Raw genomic sequence first — 23,946 nt, forward strand, 5'->3', positions numbered from 1 at the left:
CACTTTTTTATACAAAACAAGTAAAAATCAATATCATAATAAATTCATTGTATAAGTATCATTTTTTCTTATAACTGATCTTATGACATTTAAGCATGACAATTATTGTGACAAACTTGTCTCAAAATCGTGATTAATCGCTGTTGATTTAATGGTAACGGATTACCTTTGATTGCATTGGTACGTAATGCATCCTCAGCAACCTCTTCAAACATGGTATTACACAAACCATAATCAGATAATAATGGTAACTGTAATTTTATTAGCACGTTCTCTACCCATTGCACGCTATCTTCAATCATAGCCTCATTATTCAATGTCAATATCATCGCTAGTTTTCGATAACGCGCCAAAACATCACTACGGCCAAGCTCCATTGCAACTGAAATGTTTTCTTTCATCACGTAAGGCGAGAGTCGCGCCGTAATCAGTCCATGAGGTGCTTCTAAGCGACCACTTAATGCTGATGCTAATCCATGAGCTGCACCTAATTTAGCATTTGACCGCGCCATACCACCCAGCATTGCAGCAAAAGCCATATCACGTCGAGATGGATAATGATCATCTCGACATGCTGGCAATATTGACATCGCAATACGCTTTAACCCTTCTTCACAAATCATATCGGTTAATGGATTCGGTTCACCACACACATACGCTTCCATTAAATGAGTAAAAGCATCCATACCACAATATCCTGACAGCACCGCATCCGTTCCGTAGGTTAAGGTCGGATCAATAATGGCTAAATCAGGAAATAACGCCACATTACTTAAATTTACTTTTACTTGTTCTTGTGCTGATTGTAAGACAGCACTTTTACTGACTTCAGCGCCAGTACCCGCCGTGGTCGGAATGGCAATAAAAGGTAGTGATTTAACGTGTAATGGAACATTGCGCCCGACAACATCGACATAATCATAAACGCTACCTTGGTTAGGAATTAAGGCCGCCAGAGATTTAGCAACATCAAGTACACTCCCCCCTCCGATTCCAATCACCATATCAGGACAAAAAGTCCGCCCCGTTGCAGCTAACTCTTCCATCATTGCGATTAAGGGTTCACCTTTAATGACTAATCGCTGATAACGCATATTCTGTTGTTTGAAATATTGCTCCAGAGCTAGTGAACGTTGTTGATCTTGCCCGGTCACCAATAGCACACTGTAACCAAATTGATTAAGCAGCGATAAAGAATCATGCAGAGCACCTTCACCAAACACTATCCGTGTTGAAGTCATAAACTGAAACATAGTTATTTATCCTGTTTTAAATAATATTTATTCTATGAAACCTCGTATTTGACCTTCGCTATATCTTTTATCAAGGCTCGTTAATTTATAAGCTATCTAAAATTAGATTCTATTAGATGGCTTAATTTAATATTGATTACAAACAAGTTTTTATACATTTCAATAACTACAACATTAATATCAATACTGACTCACATTTAGTATTACTACGACAATAAGATACATGTAGTAAAAGTGACTTCTCATCGTAATAGAAGCGTAATAGTACGTCGTTAGGCTGCGTAGAGTTCAAAGGCAATGAAGCCGTATAATAATCTATGAGGAATGAACCATGAAAAATGCAGCAGTGGTCGCCGCTATTTTTACAAGTCTATTTACTGGAACAACAACCGCCGCCACCATCTATAATAATAACGACACCAGTCTTGAACTTGGTGGTAGAGTCGAACCTCGCTTTAATCTCTCAAAAGAAAATAAAGGTGATAATAATGACGGTAATGAATTTAAAGATAAAAGCCGTGCTCGATTAGCATTAAAAGGCCAGTCTGTTATTAATGAACAGTTCTCTGTCTTTGGTAAATATGAAGTTGAAATTTCAGATAATAACAACAGCACTGTAGATACTCGTTATCTTTATGCTGGTCTTGATACTGCCATTGGTGCGATGTCTTACGGTAAACAAGATTCAGCACAAGTTATGCTAACCGATTACACTGATATTTTATCGACTTTTGGCGGCGATGCGGTTGACCTTGTTGATGGTAATAAAGACAAACGAGAAAACAATTTTTTATACGTTGGTGAATTTAATAATATTGCTGTTGCCACTAACTACATCGCTGAAAATAATAACAACCTAAAAGACAGCGATAGCTATGGTATTGCCGCACAATATCAGTTCCCATTTGGGTTAAATGTGGGTGCAGGTTACGTTAATGGTAATGATGGCGCTAATATTGATGCTCGCCAATTTAACTTCGCCATGAGTTATGAACTGAATAACATTTATGCGGCGGCTACTTATGCGAATGGTAAACATGGTGATGCTGATTTAAGTGGCTATGAGTTAGCCGCGGCTTACACCTTTGATCAGTTTACGGCGCGAGGTGTTTATAACTTTCAGCAATCAGAACAAAATAATACCACTACCGATGAAGTCGATTATTTTGCTCTAGAAGGTCTCTATAAGTTCAACAAATCGCTACGCACTTATATTGGTTATAAATTCCAACAACTCGATGCAAAAGATGACGAATTACAAGCGGGTATTCGCTACGATTTCTAAATAAAATCACAATATTAAAGCCAGACTCAGTGTCTGGCTTTTTGTGGTTGGATATTGTTTTAGGTTGTGGTTGCTATATCGCTTTTATCTATTGGTTTAACAGAAAAAACCCGCTTTCGCTATTGCCTTAGCCGCGTTATAGTAATGACAAATTATGAGGAGAAATTTATGTTCGTTGTTATTTTTGGTCGTCCAGGTTGCCCATTTTGTGTTCGTGCAAAAGAATTAGCAGAAAAAATCAAAGAAGAGCGCGACGATTTTAACTTCCGCTATGTTGATATCCACGCTGAAGGTATCAGTAAAGCTGATCTAGAAAAAACCGTTGGTAAACCCGTTGAAACGGTACCTCAGATTTTTGTTGATCAAGATCACATTGGTGGCTGCACTGAATTTGAAGCTTATGCAAAAGAACATAACCTTCTATATAAATAAACACCATATTATTGATTAACAAAAAGGCTGACATTGTCAGCCTTTTTTTATAATTTTATAATTGTCATTCATTATTAAAACACTATTTTTTAACGTATGACGCTCCTTTAAACAACCCTTCAAAAAAAATACAATTTATATTGAAGAGTTCGTTTATAAAATGGCTTTTCGTTATTTATTTCTAATATAAACTATAACCTCTGTTCAAAATCAGCTAGAATTTACCCCACTTTTATCTTTCCATTATTTCGGAAATCCGTCGTGAACATTGATGTAGCCGCTCTTCTACACCAAAATGATATTTTATTGCTATTTGTAGTCCTTGCTGTTGGTTTAAGTATCGGTAAAATTCGTTTTGCCAAAATGACACTAGGTAACTCTATTGGCGTTCTACTTACTGCTTTATTATTTGGTAATGCTGGTTTTACGTTTGACACTGACGCACTAAATATTGGCTTTATGCTATTTATTTTCTGTGTGGGTATAGAAGCTGGACCAAACTTTTTTGGCATCTTCTTCCGTGATGGTAAACACTATTTATTACTCGCATTAGTTGTCTTGTTGTCATCAATAGCTATAACGATGACCATGGCACGTTATCTGCACATGGATATAGGTTTAGCGACAGGCTTGATGGCTGGTTCACTAACAGCAACGCCAGTACTTGTGGGTGCAAAAGATGCGCTTCACAATGGTCTTGCGGGTATTACCGATCCTGCGGTGATTAAACAATTAAGCGAAAGCTTAAGTGTTGGCTATGCTATGTCATATCTTGTCGGCTTAGTCAGTTTGATCTTCCTCGCTAAACTGATGCCTAAATTACAAAAGCAAAACCTTGCTGAATCATCACAGCAAATTGCACGCGAACGTGGTATCGGCGAAGTCGCACAACGTAAAGTGTATCTACCCATTATTCGTGCCTACCGCGCAGGCCCTGAATTGATTAATTGGATTGATGGCCGTAATTTACGTGAACTCGGTATTTATCGCCAAACGGGCTGTTATATCGAACGTGTACGTCGTAATGGTATCTTAGCTAACCCAGATGGTGACGCTATTTTACAAGAAGGCGACGAAATCGCACTAGTAGGTTACCCTGATAGCCACGCGCGCCTTGATCCTAGTTTCCGTAACGGTAAAGAAGTCTTTGACCGCGATTTACTCGATCTTCGTATTGTTGAAGAAGAAATCGTGGTTAAAAATGATGGTATTGCAGGTAAGCGTTTATCAGAATTAAACTTATCTGAATATGGCTGTTTCTTGAACCGCGTAGTTCGAGCACAAATTGAAATGCCAATGGACCACAATATCCTATTGAATAAAGGGGACATTCTACAAGTTAGTGGTGAGAAAAGCCGGGTTTTAGGACTTGCTGAACGTATTGGTTTTATCTCTATTCACAGTCAAATTGCTGATCTTCTCGCGTTCTGTTGCTTCTTTATTATTGGCCTATTAATGGGCTTAGTAACCATGAAGTTTGGTCATGTTGCTTTTGGTTTAGGCAGTGCTGCCGGATTATTGATCGCAGGTATTACATTAGGCTTCTTACGTGCTAACCACCCAACCTTTGGTTATGTGCCTCAGGGCGCGCTTAATATGGCTAAAGATTTAGGCTTAATGGTCTTCATGGTGGGGATTGGTTTAAGTGCGGGTTCTAATCTATTTGCTTCTATTGGCAATATAGGTTTAACCGTCTTTATTACTAGCTTAATGGTCAGTGTTATTCCTGTCGTGTTAGCCTATTTATTTGGCGCTTACGTACTTAAAATGAATCGAGCATTATTGTTTGGTGCCATCATTGGTGCACGTACTTGTGCCCCTGCAATGGACATGATCAATGAACATGCTCGCAGTACAATTCCCGCGCTAGGCTATGCCGGCACGTATGCGATTGCCAACGTGTTACTGACTATCGCAGGTACACTGATCTTTATTTTCCAATAATTGCATCAGGCAACCTTAGTAGAGGCTGATTTATTAGTTTACTGATAAGTCAGCCTCTATTCAGTCAGACTCTCAACACTAAATATTTACGTTAAGTGTAACTAGCACAATAATAACGCTCTCTTTTATCATACTATTCTCCGCTAGCTTACATACCCCATCATGCCGTTATGGTAACAATAACTAATGCACTTTATGCTTTGATACTTTACCATAGCCTATCAATACCGTTTGTTATCTTTGGTGCCCAATCTATGCGTATTCTTATTGTCGAAGACGATGCTATTCTTAGCCATCACTTAAAATCGCAACTCAGCGAATTAGGAAATCAAGTTCAATGTGCCAACACCGCCGAAGAAGGGCTGTTTTTTGCACAAAACTATCCCAATGATATTGCCATTGTTGATATCGGTTTACCGGATAGAGACGGCATCAGTCTAATTAAAGATATGCGTAAAAAAGGCTTACGTTTACCGATAATGATTTTAACCGCACGTTCAAATTGGCAAGATAAAGTCACAGGTCTTGAAGCCGGTGCGGATGATTATTTAGTTAAGCCCTTTCAAAAAGAAGAAATGGTCGCTCGTCTCAGTGCCCTTGTTCGTCGTAGTGCTGGCTTTGTAAAACCAGAAATGACGGCGGGTGATATTCGTGTCGATTTATTAGCAAAGCAAGTTTATGTTTGCGACGAACTACTTGAACTCACCGCGTTTGAATATGATTTATTAGAGTATTTAATGCGTCATAGCCGCCAAGTCGTCTCAAAACAACGACTACTTGATGTGCTATATGAAGATCAAGAAGGCGATCCAAATACAATTGAAGTTATGATCAGTCGTCTACGCAAAAAATTCACTAAAACTGGACAAAACAACCCTATTTCAACCATTCGTGGTCAAGGGTATATTTTTGAAATCAGCGCTCAATGAAACGTTTTTTCCAGCCACGATTAAGACAACGAGTATTGATCACATCAGTCGCCATCATTGCATTGGTGACTTCTGCATTGGCGGCGGTTATCAATAAGCTCTACTCTCAAAGCTATATGGCATCATATTCATCAGAACTTGTTGCTCAAATGCCGATGGTAGTCGCACAACTTAATCGAGCCGGATTAATTAAAGATGTTGATAAATGGATAGATTCTCTCGACCCATCAGATACTGATTATATTGCCGTTGTTTGCGATCAAAGTGATCAAACAACCTGGGTTTCCAATCAAGCATCAGAAGCCAACTTACGTGATGTTTGTCGTTATTTACCCGAGAATATTTCGACACCAACATTGATTAAAATGAAAAATCATCAAGATTATATTGCTTATAATCTCAGTCGTAATAAAGAAGATGGCACCATTTATCAATTGGTTGTTCTTCGTTCTGCTGATGCCTATGAATATTCTTTATCCCAATTGCATAAACGTACCGCTTTTTATTTAGGATTATTTGTTTTAATTGCGGTTGCCTTTCTTATCGCTGCCTTTCACTGGGGGTTTCAGCCACTTCGAAAATTAGCCTCTCAGTTAGATCAAATGACCGAAGCTAAACGAGAAAAGCTAGATGATGATTATCCAATGGAATTACAAGAAGTCACCATGGCGGTTAATCGACTCAGCCGTATCAGTAATGACCAGCAAGGACGTTATCGTCATGCGATGGATGACCTTGCTCATAGCTTAAAAACGCGTTTAGCCGCCACCAATGCCCTACTTGATGACTCAACCTTAGATCGCCGTGAGCTGAACCAACGTATCATGGAACAAATCAGTCAAATGGATGATTTAGTACAATATCAGCTCAAACGAGCCATGGTGGGTCAGCAAGGGTTACATAAAAGTAATGTTGAACTTAAACCGATAATTACCAGCCTAAATCGAATGTTAAACAAGATTTATGCCGATAAACAGCCAGCATTACATTATCATTTTGATGAAGACTTAAAACTACCCATCAATAAAGATGATTTAATGGAATTATTTGGCAATATGTTGGAAAACAGTTTCCGCTTTTGTATTAGCCAAGTGAAATTATCTGTTATTGAAAATAGTGATTCTTTCACTATTATCATTGAAGACGATGGTCCTGGGGTTAAACCTGCATTACGTGAAGCTATTTTTCAACGGGGTGTGCGCGCAGATCAACTCAATCCAGGGCAAGGTATTGGCCTCTCGGTGTGTAATGAAATCATTGATAGCTACCAAGGTAAGATTCATGTTGAAGACTCAAAACTTGAGGGTGCTGCGTTCATTATTGAGCTACCAAAAAGCTAATGGTTAATCGTTTTCTCTGATTTATTAGCCAGCACTTTTATGCTGGCTTTTTAACACCTGAAAAATATAAAATTATTATGAATCAATAGGATAAATACGATCATAAATCAAATTATATCCATACGCGTAGAATAAATAAAATATCACCATACCAATATCTAACACTAACGCATGCCATAAACTCACATTCAGCACCCATGCTAAAGCTGGAATAGTGAAAATTAATAATCCAACCTCAAAACCTAAACTATGTACTATCCGTTGCGACATTGTTTTTTGAGTCACGTTATATTTTTTATACATTAACCGATCAAACCATCGGTTATATAAGTAATTCCATACTGTGGCTACAATAGAAAAAAATATCCCCATAATACCGACATGTCCAAGTTCAAACCCAAATTGACTTAAAATACCCACCATCAATATCAGACCAATAATCTCAAAACCAATAGCATGGCGAATGCGATCAAACGTTGTTCTCATAGTAAATGCTCTGTTGTGAACCAATAATATCTTTCACTAATATATCTACAAATCTCACCAATAAAAGTCATTAACTATCCGCTTAACAGATAGAAAAAAGAGCAAATATAAAAAAACCGCCATCACTGGCGGTTTATTCAATATCTATTTTATGATGCGATTACTAGATGTCTGCTACGTCAAAATCAACCACAGGATTCACATCAGCATCGTAATCAATGCCATCAACACCAAAGCCAAATAGCTTCAAGAATTCATCTTTGTATTGTTGGTAATCAGCAACATCATATAAGTTGTCATTAGTTACTGTTGACCATTGATCACGACAATGCTGTTGAATATCTTCACGCAATTCCCAGTCATCTAAACGAAGACGATTTTCAGCATCAACGTCAGGTGCCGTGCCGTCTTCTTTATATAAGCGCTGCTTAAACATACGTAGGATCTGCTCCATGCAGCCTTCATGTACGCCTTCTTCACGCATTTTCTTAAAGACCATTGCAATGTACAACGGCATAACTGGAATCGCAGAGCTTGCTTGTGTAACAACACTCTTTAATACAGCAACATTGGCAGAACCACCCGTCGCACTTAGCTGAGTGTTTAGTTCTTTCGCAGCACGATCTAGGTCCATTTTCGCTTTGCCTAACGCGCCATGCCAGTAAATTGGCCATGTTAGCTCAGTACCAATGTAACTAAAGGCTACGGTCTTACAACCATCAGCCAATACACCAGCATTTGCTAGCGCATCAATCCATAGCTCCCAATCTTGGCCACCCATAACAGTAACAGTGTCTTCAACTTCTTGTTCTGTTGCAGGCTCAATACTGGTTTCAATTAATACGTTTTTATTGGTATCAACGGCTGTTGTTGTGTACGTTTCACCCATCGGTTTTAGGCATGAACGAATCACTTCACCAGTCTCTGGCAATTTACGTACTGGTGATGCCAGTGAGTAAATAACCATATCAATTTGACCAAGATCTTGTTTAATCAAATCAACTACTTTTTGTTTTGCTTCGTTAGAGAACGCATCACCATTTAAACTTTTTGAGTAAAGACCTTCAGCTTTAGCAAACTTGTCAAATGCAGCAGAGTTATACCAACCAGCAGTACCTGGTTTCTTCTCTGTTCCTGGCTTTTCAAAGAAAACGCCAATTGTTGCAGCGCCACCGCCGAATGCCGCAGCAATGCGAGATGACAAACCGTAACCACTAGAAGAACCAACCACTAAGACACGCTTAGGTGCATTTGTAATTGGGCCTTGTGCTTTAATATCAGCAATTTGCTGCTTTACATTTTCTTCACAACCAACAGGGTGCGTTGTTGTACAAATAAATCCACGAGTCTTAGGTTTGATGATCATTTTCAACTTCCCTTACATAATTGTGAATAGGATAAAAGGTTAATGACAGATACGCATTAAATTTATGCCATAAATGAACAAAAATCACAGTGGTTGGAGGTGTTACGCTAAATTTTGGTCAAAAAAAGTGCCACGCATTTACGTGGCACACGGGAGAATCCAGGTTTATATATCAAAGACTAAGTACCCTAAGCTGCCTTCCCTGGTAGCAAACTTAGTTATTAAAATGGTTAGCACAGAAATGATCAACTTGAATCGCTCTCTGCCTTAGTTGCTCTGCATTCTCTATTTTTTTAACATCCTCTTCTGTGACCACTCCCGCATCCAACGCTAACTGTAACTTCTTATTTAATAAAGCCTTGCATGGGATCTCACCATTGCGTGTTGCTTGCATTAATTTGCGTTCTAAAGGTTTGATCTCGTGCAGAGCCAGAAATGCACGTTCCATAATAGCAATGGGATCATCATCTTTATCACCGACATAACATAAATGCGTTAATCGATCACGATGCACACTCGGTGTCATTAATAATGCTGCAATGTTGATACTAAGCGCATCTTTAGGCGCTGAATAATGTATACCCAAAGGGAATGTTAATAATCGTAATGTGCGTCCAACCCTTTTACGAGGAAAATTCGTAAACACGTCATCAAATGCGACCCCACATTGATGCAAACAATGCTGTAGCGCATAATCAACTAACGGTAGATCTTGTTGCTGACGTCCTTGATCTTCAAATCTTTTCAACGTTGCTGACGCTAAATATAAATAACTAAGCACATCCCCTAAGCGAGCAGATAATAACTCTCGACGTTTTAATTCACCGCCTAAGCTCAACATTGATATATCAGCACAAACGGCAAGCGCTTTTGACATACGGTTTAAATGCCGATAATAATGACGCGTTTCACCACTAACAGGCACACGATTAAAACAACTACCACTCACCGCATTTAACAATGACTTGGTTATATTGCGGGTCGCAAAACCAATATGCTGCATTAACAAGCTATCAAAATCGTTCAAACCTTGATCTAAATCTGGGTTAGCTGCTGCTGCCATTTCATCAAGTACATAAGGATGACAACGTGTAGCACCTTGACCAAATATCATTAAATTACGGGTAATTATATTTGCTCCCTCAACCGTTATTGCCACCGGCATACCAAAGTAATGATGACCCAAATAATTCATTGGCCCTAATTGAATAGCTCGTCCAGCATGCACATCCATCGCATCATTTAAAACAGTTCGAGACATCTCTGTCATATGGTATTTAGCAATGGCTGTCACAATACCCGGTGTTTGCCCCATATCTAATGCTGTGGTTGTCAATGTTCGTGCCGCTTCTAGCATATACGTAAAACCACCAATACGACCTAATGCTTGTGCTACTCCTTCAAAATGACCAATTGGCATACCAAACTGTTTACGTACAACGGCATAGGCTCCCGTTGTTTTGGCAGCTAAGTGTCCAACAGCCGTTCCTAAAGCAGGTAAAGATATACCACGTCCCGCAGATAAACACTCCACCAGCATCCGCCAGCCTTTTCCTGCATAATCTTGGCCGCCAATGATCCAATCTAATGGTATAAAGACATGATGACCGCGCGTAGGACCGTTCATAAATGCCATATTAAGTGGATCATGCCGCTCACCAATATCAACGCCAGCATGATCAGCGGGAATCAACGCACAAGTAATACCTAAATCAACTTTATCGCCAAGTAAGCCTTGAGGATCTTTCATTTTAAATGCCAGACCAAGCACCGTTGCAACAGGCGCAAGCGTAATATAACGCTTATTCCATGTTAGGTTTAAGCCAAGAACTTGCTCACCATCATATTCGCCATAACAGACTATTCCCTCATCAGGAATGCCGCCAGCGTCAGATCCCGCTTCGGGGCCTGTTAATGCAAAACAAGGAATATCTTCTCCATGAGCAAGGCGAGGTAACCAATACTCCTTTTGTTGTTGAGTACCATAATGGGTAAGTAATTCACCGGGGCCAAGTGAATTTGGCACCATCACACAAACCGCAGCACTTAAACTGCGGGTCGCTATTTGTGCCACAATGGTTGAATTAGCATGGGCTGAAAAATCAAGGCCGCCATATTGTTTACTGATAATTAATGCAAAGAATTTTTCACGACGCAGAAATTGCCAAACATCCTCAGGCAAATCTTTTTGTTGCTGCACAATTTGATAATCATTTAACATTGCCAATAATGTTTGCAGGGTTGTATCAATGAACCGTTGTTCTTCTTGCGTCAATGTTGGTTTAGGGTAACCAAGCAATGTTTGCCATTGTGGATCCCCACCAAATAACTCACCATCCCACCACACACTACCCGCTTCCATTGCTTCTTTTTCAGTATCAGACAGTGGTGGTAATAATGTTTTAAACCGTTTAAAAACAGGATCACTTACATAACGTTTACGCATGGTTGATAACGAGCTCATAATGCATATCCTTTTGTGATTCAATGGCGAGTATTCATGGTTTATTAGCCGTTAATATTAACGACAAAAGACTGATTCAATTCTATGGGTGCAGCAACGCCTGCCGCAAGATAAGGTACTAATCGATTAATTAGATCGTCAATTTGGATGCGATGAGAAAAATCATTGACTGCTATTTCGCATAGGGCCGTACTTGATGCCATCGTAAATACAGCCGCACCAAGGGTAAAATGTAATCGCCAAAATAATGTTTCAGGATCTAAACAAGGATAAGCACGACGTACAGCGCTGATAAATAAGTGAATAACATCATCATAATGTGTCGTTATAAACCACCGTAAATGCCCTTGTACATCGGTATAGCCACGGCCAAGTAAAGACATAAAAATAGTAGTACCATTAGTCTTACAGCTATTCAATGTCAGCAATGGCTGTTTAACGCAGAGAAACACCTCTTCCATCGTAAACTTATCACGCTGATGTAACGTCATTAATTCCATTTTTAATGCGGGCATAAATTGCTCAAGGTAACGGCTTAATACTGCACGAATTAATCCTTTCTTATCGCCATAATGATAATTAACCGAGGCTAGGTTAACCCCAGCAGTCGCCGTAATTACCCGTAATGACGTTGCTTTAAAACCACGAGCGGCAAACAATAATTCAGCAGCATCAAGTATTCGATTTTTCGTCGTTGCCTGTATCTTCATCTGTCAGCCCTGATTAAAACGCTTGTTTAAATATTACACAAACCACAATATTTAACAATTGCGCTACATCACAAACTACTATTTTAATTTAACCTCATGAAAAACAATTAACCTCTTTATAATCAAGAATAAAAAGCTGTCTGTTGTTTATAGAATAAGATTGGAACCAATATGAGGAAGCAGTGTCTTATCAATACCACTGCTTTTTTTAGAAGTTTTTACTTCAAAACCCATTAACAAATATTTGTTGGTGGGTTTCTTTATTTTTATGGTAATACACCGCTACAAAATATTAATTTCAAATAAAACCATTTTTTTTGAACTTTATCTTACATAGGCACTCTTACTTATGTATTCAATTTGATAAATGGTTATTTTGCACTGCAATAATGCCTTTTATGAAATGTTTAATTTACTACTGCTTTAAATCCTAATTGTATTTTTTTGGATAATCTCCATCCCGCTGATATTTGTCAGCGGGATTTTTTTATCTACAATCATCACATCTGCTTTATCAAACGTCGACGTAAGAGAAGTAAACAGCAGCTTTCAATAAAATAATGACATCTTTTTTATATTAAATTGAACTCTTTCATTAACGGGCAGTCTGATTATATAAGAATTGGAATTATAGATGATTATTTTGTTTTTCAGGCCGTCAAACACAACATCTGTAATTCAAATTGCTACTACTGCTTTAAATCCTAATTGTATTTTTTGTTTACGCTGAAATATTTATTTCAGCGTTTTTTTTTGCTTTTTTTAGCGAATCTGCGGCGTACCTTGCAGCAAATCATCATGCTGCAACACAATACCTAAATGTCTAATTGTCTGATTCGAATTGATTTTCTTACCATTAATACCATTATCATCATTACCAAACTCAGGAGGTGGCAACTGTAACTTAATCGCCATCGCTGTATAATATTGCTCGCGAGTAGGATGGGTACTTGCCGCTAAATGCATGATAGGCATTGAAGGATGCTGCGTAATAATGGCAGAGATCACACCAATACAATCATCAAGATGTACTAGATTTACAGGCTGTTTACCTGCACTCAACTGTTGACGACCAGATAAAAACGTTACCGGATGCCGTTGTGGTCCAATTAATCCAGATAAACGTAACACTGTCAGTTGTTGTTGCCATTGCTGACGTAACTGCTGTTCTAATGCGTAATGTAATTGCCCAGAAGCCGAACTAGGATTAACCGGGGTTGTTTCTAGTACCTCCCCTTGCAATGGGTCATATACAGAAGTAGTACTAATAAAAATAATCCGCTGACACCCGGCTTCCTTTGCTGCGGTTGCTAATGACATTACCTTTTCAATATGATCCTGTGGATCAAGATTTTTTCGTCCCGGTGGAATCGCAATTATCAATACATCCGTTGTTAAAAATTGGACTATTGTTGGATCAATATCCCCAATCAATGGCAAAGTTAATAAGCAGCTATTAATGCCTTGTTGTTGTAATACATTTGCCCCCTCAACGGTTGTTTTAGAGCCCCATACTTCAATCGCTTGGCTTTTTAATGATAATGCTAACGGTAATCCGAGCCATCCACAGCCACAAATACTAACTTTCATTGATATTCCTTTTTATTTATATCTACATTGAATCAAACCTGTCATTTAATTACTTTAATTAAAAACCTACACAATAGAATCATGCTTATTTATTTCACGGCTTAAAATAACGCTTTATTTATAAAACAAACACTTATAATTGGTAAAATAAAACGACAAAAAATAACATTATTTGTTTTAAAAATTTCAATTATGAAAATAAAAAGTCGATCCCGATCAAAATCTAATAAAAACGCACTGAAAAAGAGCGTAAATGGCTAGAATATGTTAACAGTTAAGTAGTATAGTTTCATTATATGGGCAACTTGATGACAAGAATGCTACAAATGAAATTCAATAACGAAGTGCATAAATAACTATGAATACCATAGAAAAAATACAAAATAACTTAGAACACTTCAGCAAATCTGAACGTAAAGTAGCGGAAGTTATTATAGCTTCGCCACAAACAGCAATTCACTCAAGTATTGCAACATTAGCTAAAATGGCCGATGTAAGTGAACCGACTGTTAACCGTTTTTGTCGTCGACTTGATACCAAAGGCTTTCCTGACTTTAAATTACATTTAGCACAAAGTTTGGCAAATGGTACCCCTTATGTAAATCGTAATGTCGAAGAAAATGATGGTCCTGATGCCTACACTGCAAAAATATTTGAATCGACCATGGCTTGCTTAGATGTTGCGAAAAATAGCATCGACCCTATGCAAATTAATCGTGCTGTTGATTTACTCACCCAAGCAAAAAAAATATCCTTTTTTGGTTTAGGTGCATCCGCTTCAGTCGCGCATGATGCTCAAAATAAGTTTTTTCGATTTAATATCCCGATTGTGTGTTTTGATGACATTGTCATGCAACGTATGAGTGTGATTAATTGCAGTGATGGTGATGTTGTGGTTGTTATTTCACATACTGGGCGAACTAAAAGTTTGGTTGAAATCGCACAAATGGCGCGTGAAAATGGCGCAACAGTCATCGGCATTACTGCAAAACATTCACCATTAGAGCGCGAATGTTCATTATCAATTTGTCTTGATGTTCCTGAAGATACCGATATTTACATGCCAATGGCGAGTCGCGTTGTACAAATGACGGTTATTGATGTACTCGCAACGGGCTTTACACTACGTCGCGGATCCAGTTTTCGTGATAATCTAAAACGAGTCAAAGACTCACTCAAAGACTCCCGTTTTTCTAAAGAGCATCACCTACTGTAATACAGATATATAGCGAAGTTTCGACTTCGCTACTACAAAGACAGAACACGCACGATTACCTCTTTTTCTTTAATACTAATCATCATCTTATCTTTTATTAGTGAGCGCACTCATCTACATAATCCTATTTGTTCAATGCGTTATATCTTGCAATTGCATTAAAGAGATAAGTTAGTTTATTTACACGGAGCTTATAATGTCAGAACAACTAAGACGTACCAAAATTGTAACGACCCTAGGACCTGCAACGGATCGCGATAATAATCTAGAAAAAATCATTGCTGCTGGCGCTAACGTAGTCCGTATGAATTTTTCTCATGGTAGCCCTGAAGATCATATCCTTCGCACCCAACAAGTACGCGAAATTGCAGCACGTCTAGGTAAACATGTGGCTATTTTAGGTGATCTCCAAGGCCCTAAAATTCGAGTATCAACCTTTAAAGAAGGTAAAATTCAGCTCAATATTGGTGATACCTTTACGCTTGATAGTGATTTACCCAAAGGTGAAGGTCACCAAGATGCTGTTGGTCTTGACTATAAAGAACTGCCAAATGATGTTATTAAAGGCGATGTGTTGTTACTTGATGATGGTCGAGTTCAACTACAAGTAACTGAAGTAACGGGTAATAAAGTACATACTATCGTTACCGTTGCTGGCCCTTTATCTAATAACAAAGGCATAAATAAAAAAGGCGGTGGCTTATCTGCCGCAGCATTAACAGCAAAAGATAAAGCAGACATTATTACAGCCGCTGCCATGAAGGTTGATTACCTCGCAGTTTCTTTTCCTCGCAATGGTGCAGATATGCATTATGCCCGTCAATTAGCAACAGAGGCGGGATTAACAGCAAAATTAGTCGCAAAAGTAGAGCGAGCAGAAACAGTTGCTACCACTGAAGCGATGGATGACATTATTCTCGCATCTGATGTAGTGATGGTTGCCCGAGGTGATTTAGGGGTTGAGATTGGCGATCCTGAGCTTGTTGGCGTACAAAAAAAGCTGATCCGTCGTGCTCGTAGCTTAGACCGTACCGTTATCACTGCAACTCAAATGATGGAATCAATGATCACTAGCCCAATGCCAACGCGAGCTGAGGTGATGGACGTTGCTAATGCTGTATTAGACGGTACTGATGCGGTAATGTTATCGGCAGAAACAGCAGCAGGTGATTTCCCTGTTGAAACCGTGACAATAATGGCGAGTGTTTGTCTTGGCGCTGAAAAAGAACCGAGTATTAATATTTCCAATCACCGTTTAGATCGTAAATTCTCAAATCCTGAAGAAACTATTGCAATGGCAACCATGTATGCCGCTAATCATATGGTGGGCATTAAAGCGATTGTCGTGATGACAGAATCCGGCCGTACACCCCGCTTAATGTCTCGTATTTCATCAGGATTGCCTATTTTTGCGTTATCAAGAAATAAAACGACATTGAACCAAGCTTCATTATATCGCGGCGTTACTCCCGTCTTTTTTGATCGTGATAGTGACGCGGGTTTAGAAGCGGCAAAACATGCTCTGAATGTGCTAAAAGAAGCAGGATATGTACAAGCTGGCGACTTAACCATTATTACCCAAGGTGATAAAATGGATACGGTAGGATCAACCAATAATATGCGTATTTTAACGGTTGATTAATTCTTAACTGCGCCGTTATACACGTATCATTAATAGCCGTGAAAACAATGAATAACAAAGGCTGAGATCGTATTCTCAGCCTTTTTCGGTTTTAAAACAGACTCAGTTTATCGGCAGTGACCAATTAGGGTTCACTAACGATGTTAAAATATGATCCTGCCATTGGCCATTGATCAATAAATAATCTTTCGCTAACCCTTCTTGCTCAAAACCAACCGCCGTTAATACACCGCCACTTTTATTATTATGTGGCATATACGCCGCCATAACACGATGAAAATGCTTATCGATAAAAATCCACTCACATACTGCCGTTAACGCCCGACGCATCACCGCTTTGCCCTGATGCTCTTGATCTAATGAATAACCGACATGGCAGGCATAAAAGGGTGACTTCACTAAATTACTAAAATTAATCACGCCAATAATAGTATTCGTCTCTCGGTGTTCAATCACAAAATAAAAAGCCATCTCATGACGATGTAGGGTCGCGATTTGTTCTAAACGTTGTTGCCAACCCGCAAGGCTAAAAAAAGCCTCATGCCGTAATGGCTCCCAAGGTGCAAGAAAATGACGGTTACGTTGATAGTATGCTGAAATTTGTTCCGCATCTCGCGCTTCAATCAAGCGAATTTTTATATCATCAAGTATAATAGTTGATGAGCGATGTATAATTGAATGAAACAAGTACGACCTCGACATGACAGTGTTAATTGATATAACGCACATTTTATGAGTTTACATGATATTGAATATAAGCCACATTCAATATTCGATATATTAGCATGACGTTGTCTGTTATTCTTTGTCAGTCAATGTTATTAATTATTACGCCTTTAGTGAGTTATTGATGTATTACGATTGTATTGAAACAGAACTGGGAAATATTATGTTGCTGGCAGATCATCAAGGTCTTCGACAACTATCGATTACAAGTCCCAGCTATAGCCCTAATGAAATATGGCAACATAATCCTGAATTTATGGCCCCTTTCATTAGACAACTCAAAGAATACCTCATCGGCTCTCGAAAAAAATTTACCTTTCCTCTCGCCCCACAAGGCACTTTATTTCAACAGCAAATATGGCATGCTATTGCTGATATTCCCTATGGTGAAACAGTCACCTACGAGCAAATAGCTGCAAACATAGGCAATACCAAAGCAACCCAAGCGATCGGTATGGCTAAAAATGTGAATCCCATCCCCATTGTGATCCCTTGCCACCGAGTATTAAATAGCCATAATTCATTATGTGGCTATCGTTATGGTGAAGAAATCGTTGCTCTATTATTAGCCTTAGAAGCGGGTGATACTATTTTGTTGGAAGAACATCAAAACGACGAATACTAATTCCATAGCTTTATTGTTTGTTATAAAAAATAAAGAGATAGCAATAATGGCTATCTCTTTTATTTTACGCTTAAGGATCAGTTACGTTTGCTAAGCCCATATTCACGAAGCTTATTCGCCACCGCGGTATGAGAAACCCCTAACCGTTTAGCGAGTTTACGGGTTGATGGATAGCTCTGATATAAATTAGATAAAATGCCAGATTCATAACGTTTCATTATTTCATCTAACGATCCAGTTAAGATTTCTTCATTGATTACTGTACTTGACTCATTTTCAGGTAATTGCACATCAGTCGATGTCATTTCATCGCCTTCCACCTGTGTCATTGCACGAAATAGTACATTTCGTAACTGACGGATATTCCCCGGCCAAGCATATTGTTTTAATGTTAATGCTAATTCTTCGGACAATAACGGCTTAGGTTGATGTAACTCTTGTGCAAATTGCGCTAAAAATAATTCCGCTAATGGCACAATATCAGCGGCTCGCTCACGGAGTGGTGGCACGACTAAAGCCAATACATTCAACCGATAATAAAGATCTTCACGAAATGCCCCTTCAGCAACTAAATTTGGCAATTTTTTCTGGGTTGAACAAATAACCCGTACTGATACCTTTATTTCCGCTTCTTCACCGACACGACGGAAAGTACCATCTTGTAGAAAACGTAATAATTTAATCTGTAAGTGTTTTGACATTTCACCAATTTCATACAAAAAAACAGTGCCACCAGCCGCTTGTTCAAAAATCCCTTTCTTTGCCGGTTCATTCGTACTTTCAATACAGCCAAATAATTCTGTTTCTGCTGCATTATCTGGCATCGAAATACAGTTAACCACTAAAAATGGCTTATCTCGATGTATGGATCGTTGGTGACAAGCACGCGCCAACATTTCTTTACCGGTGCCAGTTTCACCTTGGATCAGCAACGGCGCATCTAATAATGCCAATTTCTTTGCCTGGCCCAATAAGTGCTTAAACCGCGATGAATGACCAATAAGATGCTCAAAACCGCTGTCGCCATTAATGCTCCGCATCACAACAGGCATTTTAGCTTCAGAAAGTGATTTTAATAAAATTAACGCACTAACAAGTACAGGCTCAGGTGTATCATCACCTACAAATACGGGCATAATATCCATTTGATAATCTAACCCAGCAATTACTACAATTTCACTGTGTTTCTGAGCTTGGTTTTTATCTAGCCAACGAGAGAAATTAAATCCTAATAAAGTATGAATATTTTCATTAAATAAATCATCACTACGATGGCCCATTAATTGTTCAGCCGCTTGGTTTGCAAAATCAACTTTACCGTTTAAATTAATGGTAAATAATGGATCTGGAAGCGTCTGTAATAAAGCAGATAATTCAGTATGCTCTCGCTCACTTGGCATAAATTGAATTTTACGAACATCAGTAACGCCATCAAGTTGGCGGATTTGTGACATTAATTGACTAAATTGTTCAAATTCAACTTCTGGACAATTTAAATAAATAATACCAATACGATCAATTTCAATCCCACGAAGATCAATATCTTGACTGGTTAAAATATCCAATAGTTCACGAGTCATACCTACTCTATCTTCGCAAAACACCTGTAATCTCATTGTTTACACCTTATTGTTATTTATCTTCTGTGTATAATTAATTACAGTTATCCATTTAGGATAAAATGGAACAATACCAATATTAATCATAGTGTTAAGCTTTACCCCTGAACGACTTAATCCACACAATTAACAGTATTTACAAATGAATACTGTCAACTATTCCTGACAGTAATATCAGTGTGCGACTAACCCATTAATGAGTCAAGCCACGAGATCGCATATACATAGATTAAATATAAAAAGAAATATTATCGATAAGAAAAAAGAGAACCGAAGTTCTCTTTTTTATTGTGTGTTAATTCAATCGTTAGCGCTTATCTGGCTTACCTAATTGACTTAATAGGTCGCGACGAATCTCACTCAATCTTGGCTGTTCCCCCTCCATCCACGGCAATGGGCGCATAATATTAATCGCTTTAAGGCCTAACCGTCCGGTAAGTAAACCAACACCAACACCTTGTGCTACTCGAGTTGATACTCTTCCCGCCAAATCCATCGACAGCATATCCATCCCTAAATCAGCCACGACTTCAGATGCACCAGCAAATGCCATATTGGCAAGCACTAACTTTACTAATTTAATCCGTGACCAATAACTAAGCTCAATACCATACACAGTAGAAATTTGTTCGATTAAGCGGAAATTACGCCAAGCAACCAATAACATATCAGCCGCCGCTAGCGGACTCAGCGCCACCATTAATGCCGCTTCACTTGAATATTTTGCCACTAACTGACGGGCTAATTTATCTTGCTGACTCACCACCATTTGATCATAAAGAGCCAACACTTCTCTATCATTATGAGTTGCCGCTAATGCATGGAGCCAACGATCATAGCCATGATTATCCGTTGGAACTTGACTCAATTTGGCTAATTTCACACAAAAAGCCTTACCCGAACCAATGCCATCAGCCGTTAATAGTTGATGAGCTTGTTCTCGTTCAGTCTGGCGCTGCTTCAAACGACGTAAATTAATTAACTCACGTCCTAATGCACCAATACCCGCCACAGCAATACCAGCAACAATGGCACTCCATCCTAACGATAACCAATTACCCGTTTGATAAGCCGTCACCACATGATCTACCGTTTGCCAGCCCACCATCGCAGCACCAGCAACCAATAACCCTTTGAACCAACGATAACGGCGCTTAGGTTTAACCGCTAAAATTTGTCCTAGGGTTTGTTCACTTTCAATTTCAGCACATTCAACGGTATCAGGCAAAAACTCGCTTTGCTGTTCAAAGTTCATTTTTACCGTTAAATCCGGTTGTTGATCACTTAATGGTTGTTGTGCTTCATCAAACACTATTTTTGCTTTTAATGGCTCTGTCATTGCAATTTATCTCCCAATAGATATTCCAATGCTTTATCCATTCGAATATGTGGTAAAGGCTCATCTATTTGTTGTGGTAAAGGGCGTAAGTTAATGAAATCAAATCCATTCTTATCCCAAAAGTCTTGATTGGGTAATCGTCGCGGCACATCACCAGGAAAAAATGTTTGCGCGTTACCGTTAATATCCGTTCCACGTAATGCAGGCACTTGTTTACCTTGATAATTCACAAAGCCAGGTTCGCTAGCTTGAATCGATGCCAAACTCACACAATCCATGTTAATACCTTCAAACGAGGCGGTCTGCCATGCTTCATTAACTAACTGCTGTAATAATCCCACTAAGTTTGGGTGTTGCTCTGGTGTAATATGATCCGCTTTTGTTGCGGCAAATAGCACCTTATCAATCCGTGGAGCAAACAATCGACGTAGCATTGAACTACGGCCATATTTAAAACTTTGCATTAATTGGTCTAACGCTTGACGCATATCGTTAAACGACTCATGCCCAGCATTTAATGGTTGTAAGCAATCAACGAGTACAATTTGTCGATCAAACTTAGAAAAATGATCATGATAAAAAGCTTTCACAACATGTTGCTGGTAATACTTATAACGTTTTTTTAGCATGCCAAAGTTACTATCATCAGTGGCTGTTGCTAGTTGTTGCTCAGTATATTTATTGGTCCAAACCATAGGAAAGAACTGTAATACGGGTGCGCCCGCTAATTCCCCAGGTAAGACAAACCGCCCCGGCTGAACCCAATGTAAACCCCCTTCGACCTTACATTGATGTAAATAATCCGTAAACGAAGCAGCAATCGTTTCAATCAAGGCTTCATCAGCAGGAGCAAAAGGATCAAACAACTCGCCCATTGCTAACCATGATTGTGCTAATGCTAACCGCTGACCTTTTAATGCTTGTGCTTGTTGCTTCGACCAACTAATAAAATCAAGATCAAGTAAGGGTAAATCTAATAACCACTCACCAGGATAATCAATAATATCGAGATACAAGGTTGCCGTATCTTGAAATAATTTTAGGGCCCCTTTTTGCGGTTTAAAGCGTAATGCTAATCGTGTTTGACTAACATCACTGGTTGGCTGAGGCCATGATGGTGGCGATGATAACAATGCGTTAATACCATCATCGTACCCAAATTTAGGGACATGCATATCGAGCTGCGGAACGCGTTTTGAGCCAAGTAGATGCCCTTCTCTTACTGCTGAAAACATCGGTAATCGCGGATTAGTACTAACATGTAATAACTGATTAATCAGTGAGGTAATAAAAGCCGTTTTTCCCGCGCGTGATAAACCTGTGACCGCAAGACGCACATGGCGATCAAGGCTGCGGTTAACCCATTTATTCACTTCATTGCTAATTCGATTCATTACGGTTCCTAATTAACAGATATGGCTCAATAAATAACCATAAAAAAAGCAGGTCTGAACCATCAGTACCTGCTTATATTGATGCTAGCGACTTAATTTAAGCGAGTAACATCAAGCACCTTAGTTTTAGACACTAAAGTTTATTAAATTCACGATCAACTTTAAAGGCTGAAGATGTCACATAAGCTTCCATTTTTTGAATTTGGACTTCACTACGTCCAAGTTCAGTTTCAACATTATGCAAAATCTGTTGTGGTGACTGTCCACTTTGCCACGGCTTTTGCTTGACGTTATGTTCGGTATATTGATGTTGTTGTTCTTTTCGTTGTAACGGCATTTTATCTAAGATTAACCAAGCAGCAATATAAGCAACCGTTGCAAAAAAACCAACGCCGAGTAAAAAAGCCGTAACCGCTAAAATACGCATTAGCCAAATTTCAACACCAAAATATTCAGCTAAACCTGCACAAACACCGCCTAATTTACCATTTTTAGGATCACGGAATAATGTTTTACGCACTATTTCTGCCTCCATTGTGGTGCTTCAGCATCTAGAATTCGCTCAAGCGTGACGATCCGTTCTTGCATCACCTCTGCGCGTGCCACTAAGGTTTCTAATTTTTGATGATCCTCACCTGACAATCCCTCACCTGATTTGCGCTTACTGCGGTAATGAAGAATCAACCACAATGGCGCAACAATAATCATAAACACCACTAACGGAACACTAATAAAACCCATCGACATTTGTTGTTCTCCTTTCACGCAAAGGTAATAGCACTATTATTCTTTTTCTATTATTAAAAAAGCAATACCCTACGATTATTGTTGTTTTTCATTCATGCTTGCTTTTAGACGCTCAAGCTCTTTTTCAATATCATCTTGTGCTTGAAGATCAGCAAATTCTGACTCTAAGCTTTTTCCACGACCAAAACTATAACTATCCGCTTCTGCTTCCATTTCATCAATACGGCGCTCGTATTGTTCAAACTTTGACATCGCTTCATCAACCTTACTGGTATCAAGTTGACGGCGTACATCTCGGCGTGTGTCGGCTGCTTTATGTCGAGTCACTAATGCTTGCTGACGAGCACGAGTTTCTAATAATTTACGCTCAAGTTCAGCCACTTCTAACGATAATTTCTCAATCGTTTCATCAACTAATTTATATTCTTCATTTAATGTTAACGCAACATCAACTAACTTTTGTTTTTCAATTAATGCGGCACGAGCAAGATCTTCACGGCCTTTTTGAATCGCTAAACTGGCTTTTTGTTGCCAATCTGTCGATTGTGCTTCAATCGCTGTAATGCGACGACGTAATTCTTTTTTATCAGCGAGTGCACGAGCAGATGAAGTACGTACTTCAATCAATGTGTCTTCCATTTCTTGAATGATAAGACGAATCAATTTTTGCGGATCTTCTGCTTTATCTAATAATGAATTGACATTAGCATTTACGATATCAGCAAAACGAGAAAAAATACCCATAATAAAACTCCTTAGTCAACCGCATTGGATTTCACACAATAAACGGTTTATATCATCAAACTCACAATATATTGTCATGTGAGGTGCCATTCTTC

The 23,946-nt window shown here is 38.8% G+C and carries 21 protein-coding genes; 8 read left to right on the forward strand and 13 right to left on the reverse strand.

Translation table 11 applies throughout. From position 1 onward, the window contains the following. Positions 1-89: 89 nt before the first annotated feature. Complete coding sequence (locus C9J51_RS03865) at positions 90-1,253, reverse strand: iron-containing alcohol dehydrogenase (RefSeq protein ID WP_045039362.1); 1,164 nt, start codon at positions 1,251-1,253, stop codon at positions 90-92. A 331-nt stretch (positions 1,254-1,584) separates the two neighbouring features. Between C9J51_RS03865 and C9J51_RS03870 the strand changes: the two genes are divergently transcribed. From C9J51_RS03870 to C9J51_RS03890, 5 genes are all read left to right on the forward strand, one after another. Further along, positions 1,585-2,538 carry a porin gene (locus tag C9J51_RS03870; protein ID WP_045039361.1) on the forward strand — a complete coding sequence of 318 codons (954 nt, stop codon included), beginning with the start codon at positions 1,585-1,587 and terminating at the stop codon, positions 2,536-2,538. 168 nt (positions 2,539-2,706) lie between these two features. Next, positions 2,707-2,970 carry a GrxA family glutaredoxin gene (locus tag C9J51_RS03875; protein ID WP_045035599.1) on the forward strand — a complete coding sequence of 88 codons (264 nt, stop codon included), beginning with the start codon at positions 2,707-2,709 and terminating at the stop codon, positions 2,968-2,970. 261 nt (positions 2,971-3,231) lie between these two features. Then, the gene (locus tag C9J51_RS03880; RefSeq protein WP_045035600.1) at positions 3,232-4,914 is read left to right on the forward strand and encodes an aspartate:alanine antiporter; all 1,683 of its coding nucleotides are present in this window, start codon (positions 3,232-3,234) and stop codon (positions 4,912-4,914) included. A gap of 254 nt (positions 4,915-5,168) precedes the next feature. Next, the gene (locus tag C9J51_RS03885) at positions 5,169-5,843 is read left to right on the forward strand and encodes a response regulator (RefSeq protein ID WP_045035601.1); all 675 of its coding nucleotides are present in this window, start codon (positions 5,169-5,171) and stop codon (positions 5,841-5,843) included. Beyond that, on the forward strand, positions 5,840-7,183 hold the full coding sequence (locus tag C9J51_RS03890) for an ATP-binding protein (RefSeq protein ID WP_045035602.1): 1,344 nt from the start codon (positions 5,840-5,842) through the stop codon (positions 7,181-7,183). The genes C9J51_RS03885 and C9J51_RS03890 overlap by 4 nt, the downstream gene beginning before the upstream one ends. Before the next feature lie 75 nt (positions 7,184-7,258). Here C9J51_RS03890 and C9J51_RS03895 read toward each other — a convergent pair whose 3' ends face one another. The 5 genes from C9J51_RS03895 to C9J51_RS03915 form a co-directional block, all read right to left on the reverse strand. Beyond that, positions 7,259-7,669 carry a PACE efflux transporter gene (locus C9J51_RS03895; RefSeq protein WP_107274874.1) on the reverse strand — a complete coding sequence of 137 codons (411 nt, stop codon included), beginning with the start codon at positions 7,667-7,669 and terminating at the stop codon, positions 7,259-7,261. A 163-nt stretch (positions 7,670-7,832) separates the two neighbouring features. Next, entirely contained in the window at positions 7,833-9,035 is a 1,203-nt protein-coding gene (gene fabV, locus C9J51_RS03900) for an enoyl-ACP reductase FabV (RefSeq protein ID WP_045039360.1), read from the reverse strand. Between the two features lie 214 nt (positions 9,036-9,249). Next, positions 9,250-11,499: an acyl-CoA dehydrogenase gene (locus C9J51_RS03905; RefSeq protein WP_045039359.1), complete on the reverse strand. Its 2,250-nt coding sequence runs from the start codon at positions 11,497-11,499 to the stop codon at positions 9,250-9,252. Between the two features lie 44 nt (positions 11,500-11,543). Next, a complete protein-coding gene (locus C9J51_RS03910) occupies positions 11,544-12,209 on the reverse strand; it encodes a TetR/AcrR family transcriptional regulator (RefSeq protein WP_045039358.1) in 666 nt (221 codons plus the stop codon). A gap of 762 nt (positions 12,210-12,971) precedes the next feature. Continuing rightward, positions 12,972-13,799 carry an NAD-dependent epimerase/dehydratase family protein gene (locus C9J51_RS03915; protein ID WP_045039357.1) on the reverse strand — a complete coding sequence of 276 codons (828 nt, stop codon included), beginning with the start codon at positions 13,797-13,799 and terminating at the stop codon, positions 12,972-12,974. 358 nt (positions 13,800-14,157) lie between these two features. Here C9J51_RS03915 and C9J51_RS03920 point away from each other — a divergent pair, with 358 nt between their 5' ends. Both C9J51_RS03920 and pyk read left to right on the forward strand, forming a co-directional pair. Then, positions 14,158-15,015, forward strand: a complete 858-nt coding sequence (locus C9J51_RS03920) for a MurR/RpiR family transcriptional regulator (RefSeq protein WP_045035607.1) — start codon at positions 14,158-14,160, stop codon at positions 15,013-15,015. 196 nt (positions 15,016-15,211) lie between these two features. Beyond that, positions 15,212-16,657, forward strand: a complete 1,446-nt coding sequence (pyk, locus tag C9J51_RS03925; RefSeq protein ID WP_107237420.1) for a pyruvate kinase — start codon at positions 15,212-15,214, stop codon at positions 16,655-16,657. 102 nt (positions 16,658-16,759) lie between these two features. Here pyk and rimJ read toward each other — a convergent pair whose 3' ends face one another. Next, positions 16,760-17,344 (reverse strand): ribosomal protein S5-alanine N-acetyltransferase, encoded by a 585-nt coding sequence (gene rimJ / locus C9J51_RS03930; protein WP_045035609.1) that lies wholly within the window; start codon positions 17,342-17,344, stop codon positions 16,760-16,762. A gap of 202 nt (positions 17,345-17,546) precedes the next feature. On the opposite strand from rimJ, the gene C9J51_RS03935 reads away from it, so the two are divergent. Next, positions 17,547-18,008, forward strand: coding sequence for a methylated-DNA--[protein]-cysteine S-methyltransferase (locus tag C9J51_RS03935; protein ID WP_232568082.1), 462 nt, complete (start codon positions 17,547-17,549; stop codon positions 18,006-18,008). A 77-nt stretch (positions 18,009-18,085) separates the two neighbouring features. On the opposite strand, the gene tyrR is transcribed toward C9J51_RS03935, so the two are convergent. The 6 genes from tyrR to pspA form a co-directional block, all read right to left on the reverse strand. Next, positions 18,086-19,624, reverse strand: a complete 1,539-nt coding sequence (gene tyrR / locus C9J51_RS03940; RefSeq protein WP_045039356.1) for a transcriptional regulator TyrR — start codon at positions 19,622-19,624, stop codon at positions 18,086-18,088. 310 nt (positions 19,625-19,934) lie between these two features. Further along, positions 19,935-20,966 (reverse strand): YcjF family protein, encoded by a 1,032-nt coding sequence (locus tag C9J51_RS03945; protein WP_045035612.1) that lies wholly within the window; start codon positions 20,964-20,966, stop codon positions 19,935-19,937. Further along, on the reverse strand, positions 20,963-22,360 hold the full coding sequence (locus C9J51_RS03950) for a YcjX family GTP-binding protein (RefSeq protein WP_045039355.1): 1,398 nt from the start codon (positions 22,358-22,360) through the stop codon (positions 20,963-20,965). The genes C9J51_RS03945 and C9J51_RS03950 overlap by 4 nt, the downstream gene beginning before the upstream one ends. Positions 22,361-22,493: 133 nt before the next feature. Next, positions 22,494-22,883 (reverse strand): envelope stress response membrane protein PspC, encoded by a 390-nt coding sequence (gene pspC / locus C9J51_RS03955; RefSeq protein ID WP_197076345.1) that lies wholly within the window; start codon positions 22,881-22,883, stop codon positions 22,494-22,496. Beyond that, positions 22,880-23,107 carry an envelope stress response membrane protein PspB gene (gene pspB, locus C9J51_RS03960; RefSeq protein WP_045035615.1) on the reverse strand — a complete coding sequence of 76 codons (228 nt, stop codon included), beginning with the start codon at positions 23,105-23,107 and terminating at the stop codon, positions 22,880-22,882. The genes pspC and pspB overlap by 4 nt, the downstream gene beginning before the upstream one ends. Positions 23,108-23,182: 75 nt before the next feature. Continuing rightward, positions 23,183-23,851 (reverse strand): phage shock protein PspA, encoded by a 669-nt coding sequence (gene pspA, locus C9J51_RS03965; protein WP_045035616.1) that lies wholly within the window; start codon positions 23,849-23,851, stop codon positions 23,183-23,185. Positions 23,852-23,946 lie beyond the last annotated feature (95 nt).

It is taken from the genome of Photobacterium iliopiscarium, assembly GCF_003026395.1.
GTDB classification, from domain to species: Bacteria; Pseudomonadota; Gammaproteobacteria; order Enterobacterales; family Vibrionaceae; genus Photobacterium; species Photobacterium iliopiscarium.

Excerpts from the sequence above, each read along its gene's own strand:
- C9J51_RS03895 (WP_107274874.1), bottom strand. The coding sequence starts at position 7,669 with ATGAGAACAACGTTTGATCGCATTCGCCATGCTATTGGTTTTGAGATT.
- C9J51_RS03875 (WP_045035599.1), top strand. The coding sequence starts at position 2,707 with ATGTTCGTTGTTATTTTTGGTCGTCCAGGTTGCCCATTTTGTGTTCGT.
- C9J51_RS03915 (WP_045039357.1), bottom strand. The coding sequence starts at position 13,799 with ATGAAAGTTAGTATTTGTGGCTGTGGATGGCTCGGATTACCGTTAGCA.
- fabV (WP_045039360.1), bottom strand. The coding sequence starts at position 9,035 with ATGATCATCAAACCTAAGACTCGTGGATTTATTTGTACAACAACGCAC.
- C9J51_RS03865 (WP_045039362.1), bottom strand. The coding sequence starts at position 1,253 with ATGTTTCAGTTTATGACTTCAACACGGATAGTGTTTGGTGAAGGTGCT.
- C9J51_RS03945 (WP_045035612.1), bottom strand. The coding sequence starts at position 20,966 with ATGACAGAGCCATTAAAAGCAAAAATAGTGTTTGATGAAGCACAACAA.
- C9J51_RS03950 (WP_045039355.1), bottom strand. The coding sequence starts at position 22,360 with ATGAATCGAATTAGCAATGAAGTGAATAAATGGGTTAACCGCAGCCTT.
- C9J51_RS03890 (WP_045035602.1), top strand. The coding sequence starts at position 5,840 with ATGAAACGTTTTTTCCAGCCACGATTAAGACAACGAGTATTGATCACA.
- C9J51_RS03905 (WP_045039359.1), bottom strand. The coding sequence starts at position 11,499 with ATGAGCTCGTTATCAACCATGCGTAAACGTTATGTAAGTGATCCTGTT.
- pspA (WP_045035616.1), bottom strand. The coding sequence starts at position 23,851 with ATGGGTATTTTTTCTCGTTTTGCTGATATCGTAAATGCTAATGTCAAT.
- pyk (WP_107237420.1), top strand. The coding sequence starts at position 15,212 with ATGTCAGAACAACTAAGACGTACCAAAATTGTAACGACCCTAGGACCT.
- C9J51_RS03885 (WP_045035601.1), top strand. The coding sequence starts at position 5,169 with ATGCGTATTCTTATTGTCGAAGACGATGCTATTCTTAGCCATCACTTA.
- C9J51_RS03910 (WP_045039358.1), bottom strand. The coding sequence starts at position 12,209 with ATGAAGATACAGGCAACGACGAAAAATCGAATACTTGATGCTGCTGAA.
- tyrR (WP_045039356.1), bottom strand. The coding sequence starts at position 19,624 with ATGAGATTACAGGTGTTTTGCGAAGATAGAGTAGGTATGACTCGTGAA.
- pspB (WP_045035615.1), bottom strand. The coding sequence starts at position 23,107 with ATGTCGATGGGTTTTATTAGTGTTCCGTTAGTGGTGTTTATGATTATT.
- C9J51_RS03870 (WP_045039361.1), top strand. The coding sequence starts at position 1,585 with ATGAAAAATGCAGCAGTGGTCGCCGCTATTTTTACAAGTCTATTTACT.
- C9J51_RS03920 (WP_045035607.1), top strand. The coding sequence starts at position 14,158 with ATGAATACCATAGAAAAAATACAAAATAACTTAGAACACTTCAGCAAA.
- C9J51_RS03935 (WP_232568082.1), top strand. The coding sequence starts at position 17,547 with ATGTTGCTGGCAGATCATCAAGGTCTTCGACAACTATCGATTACAAGT.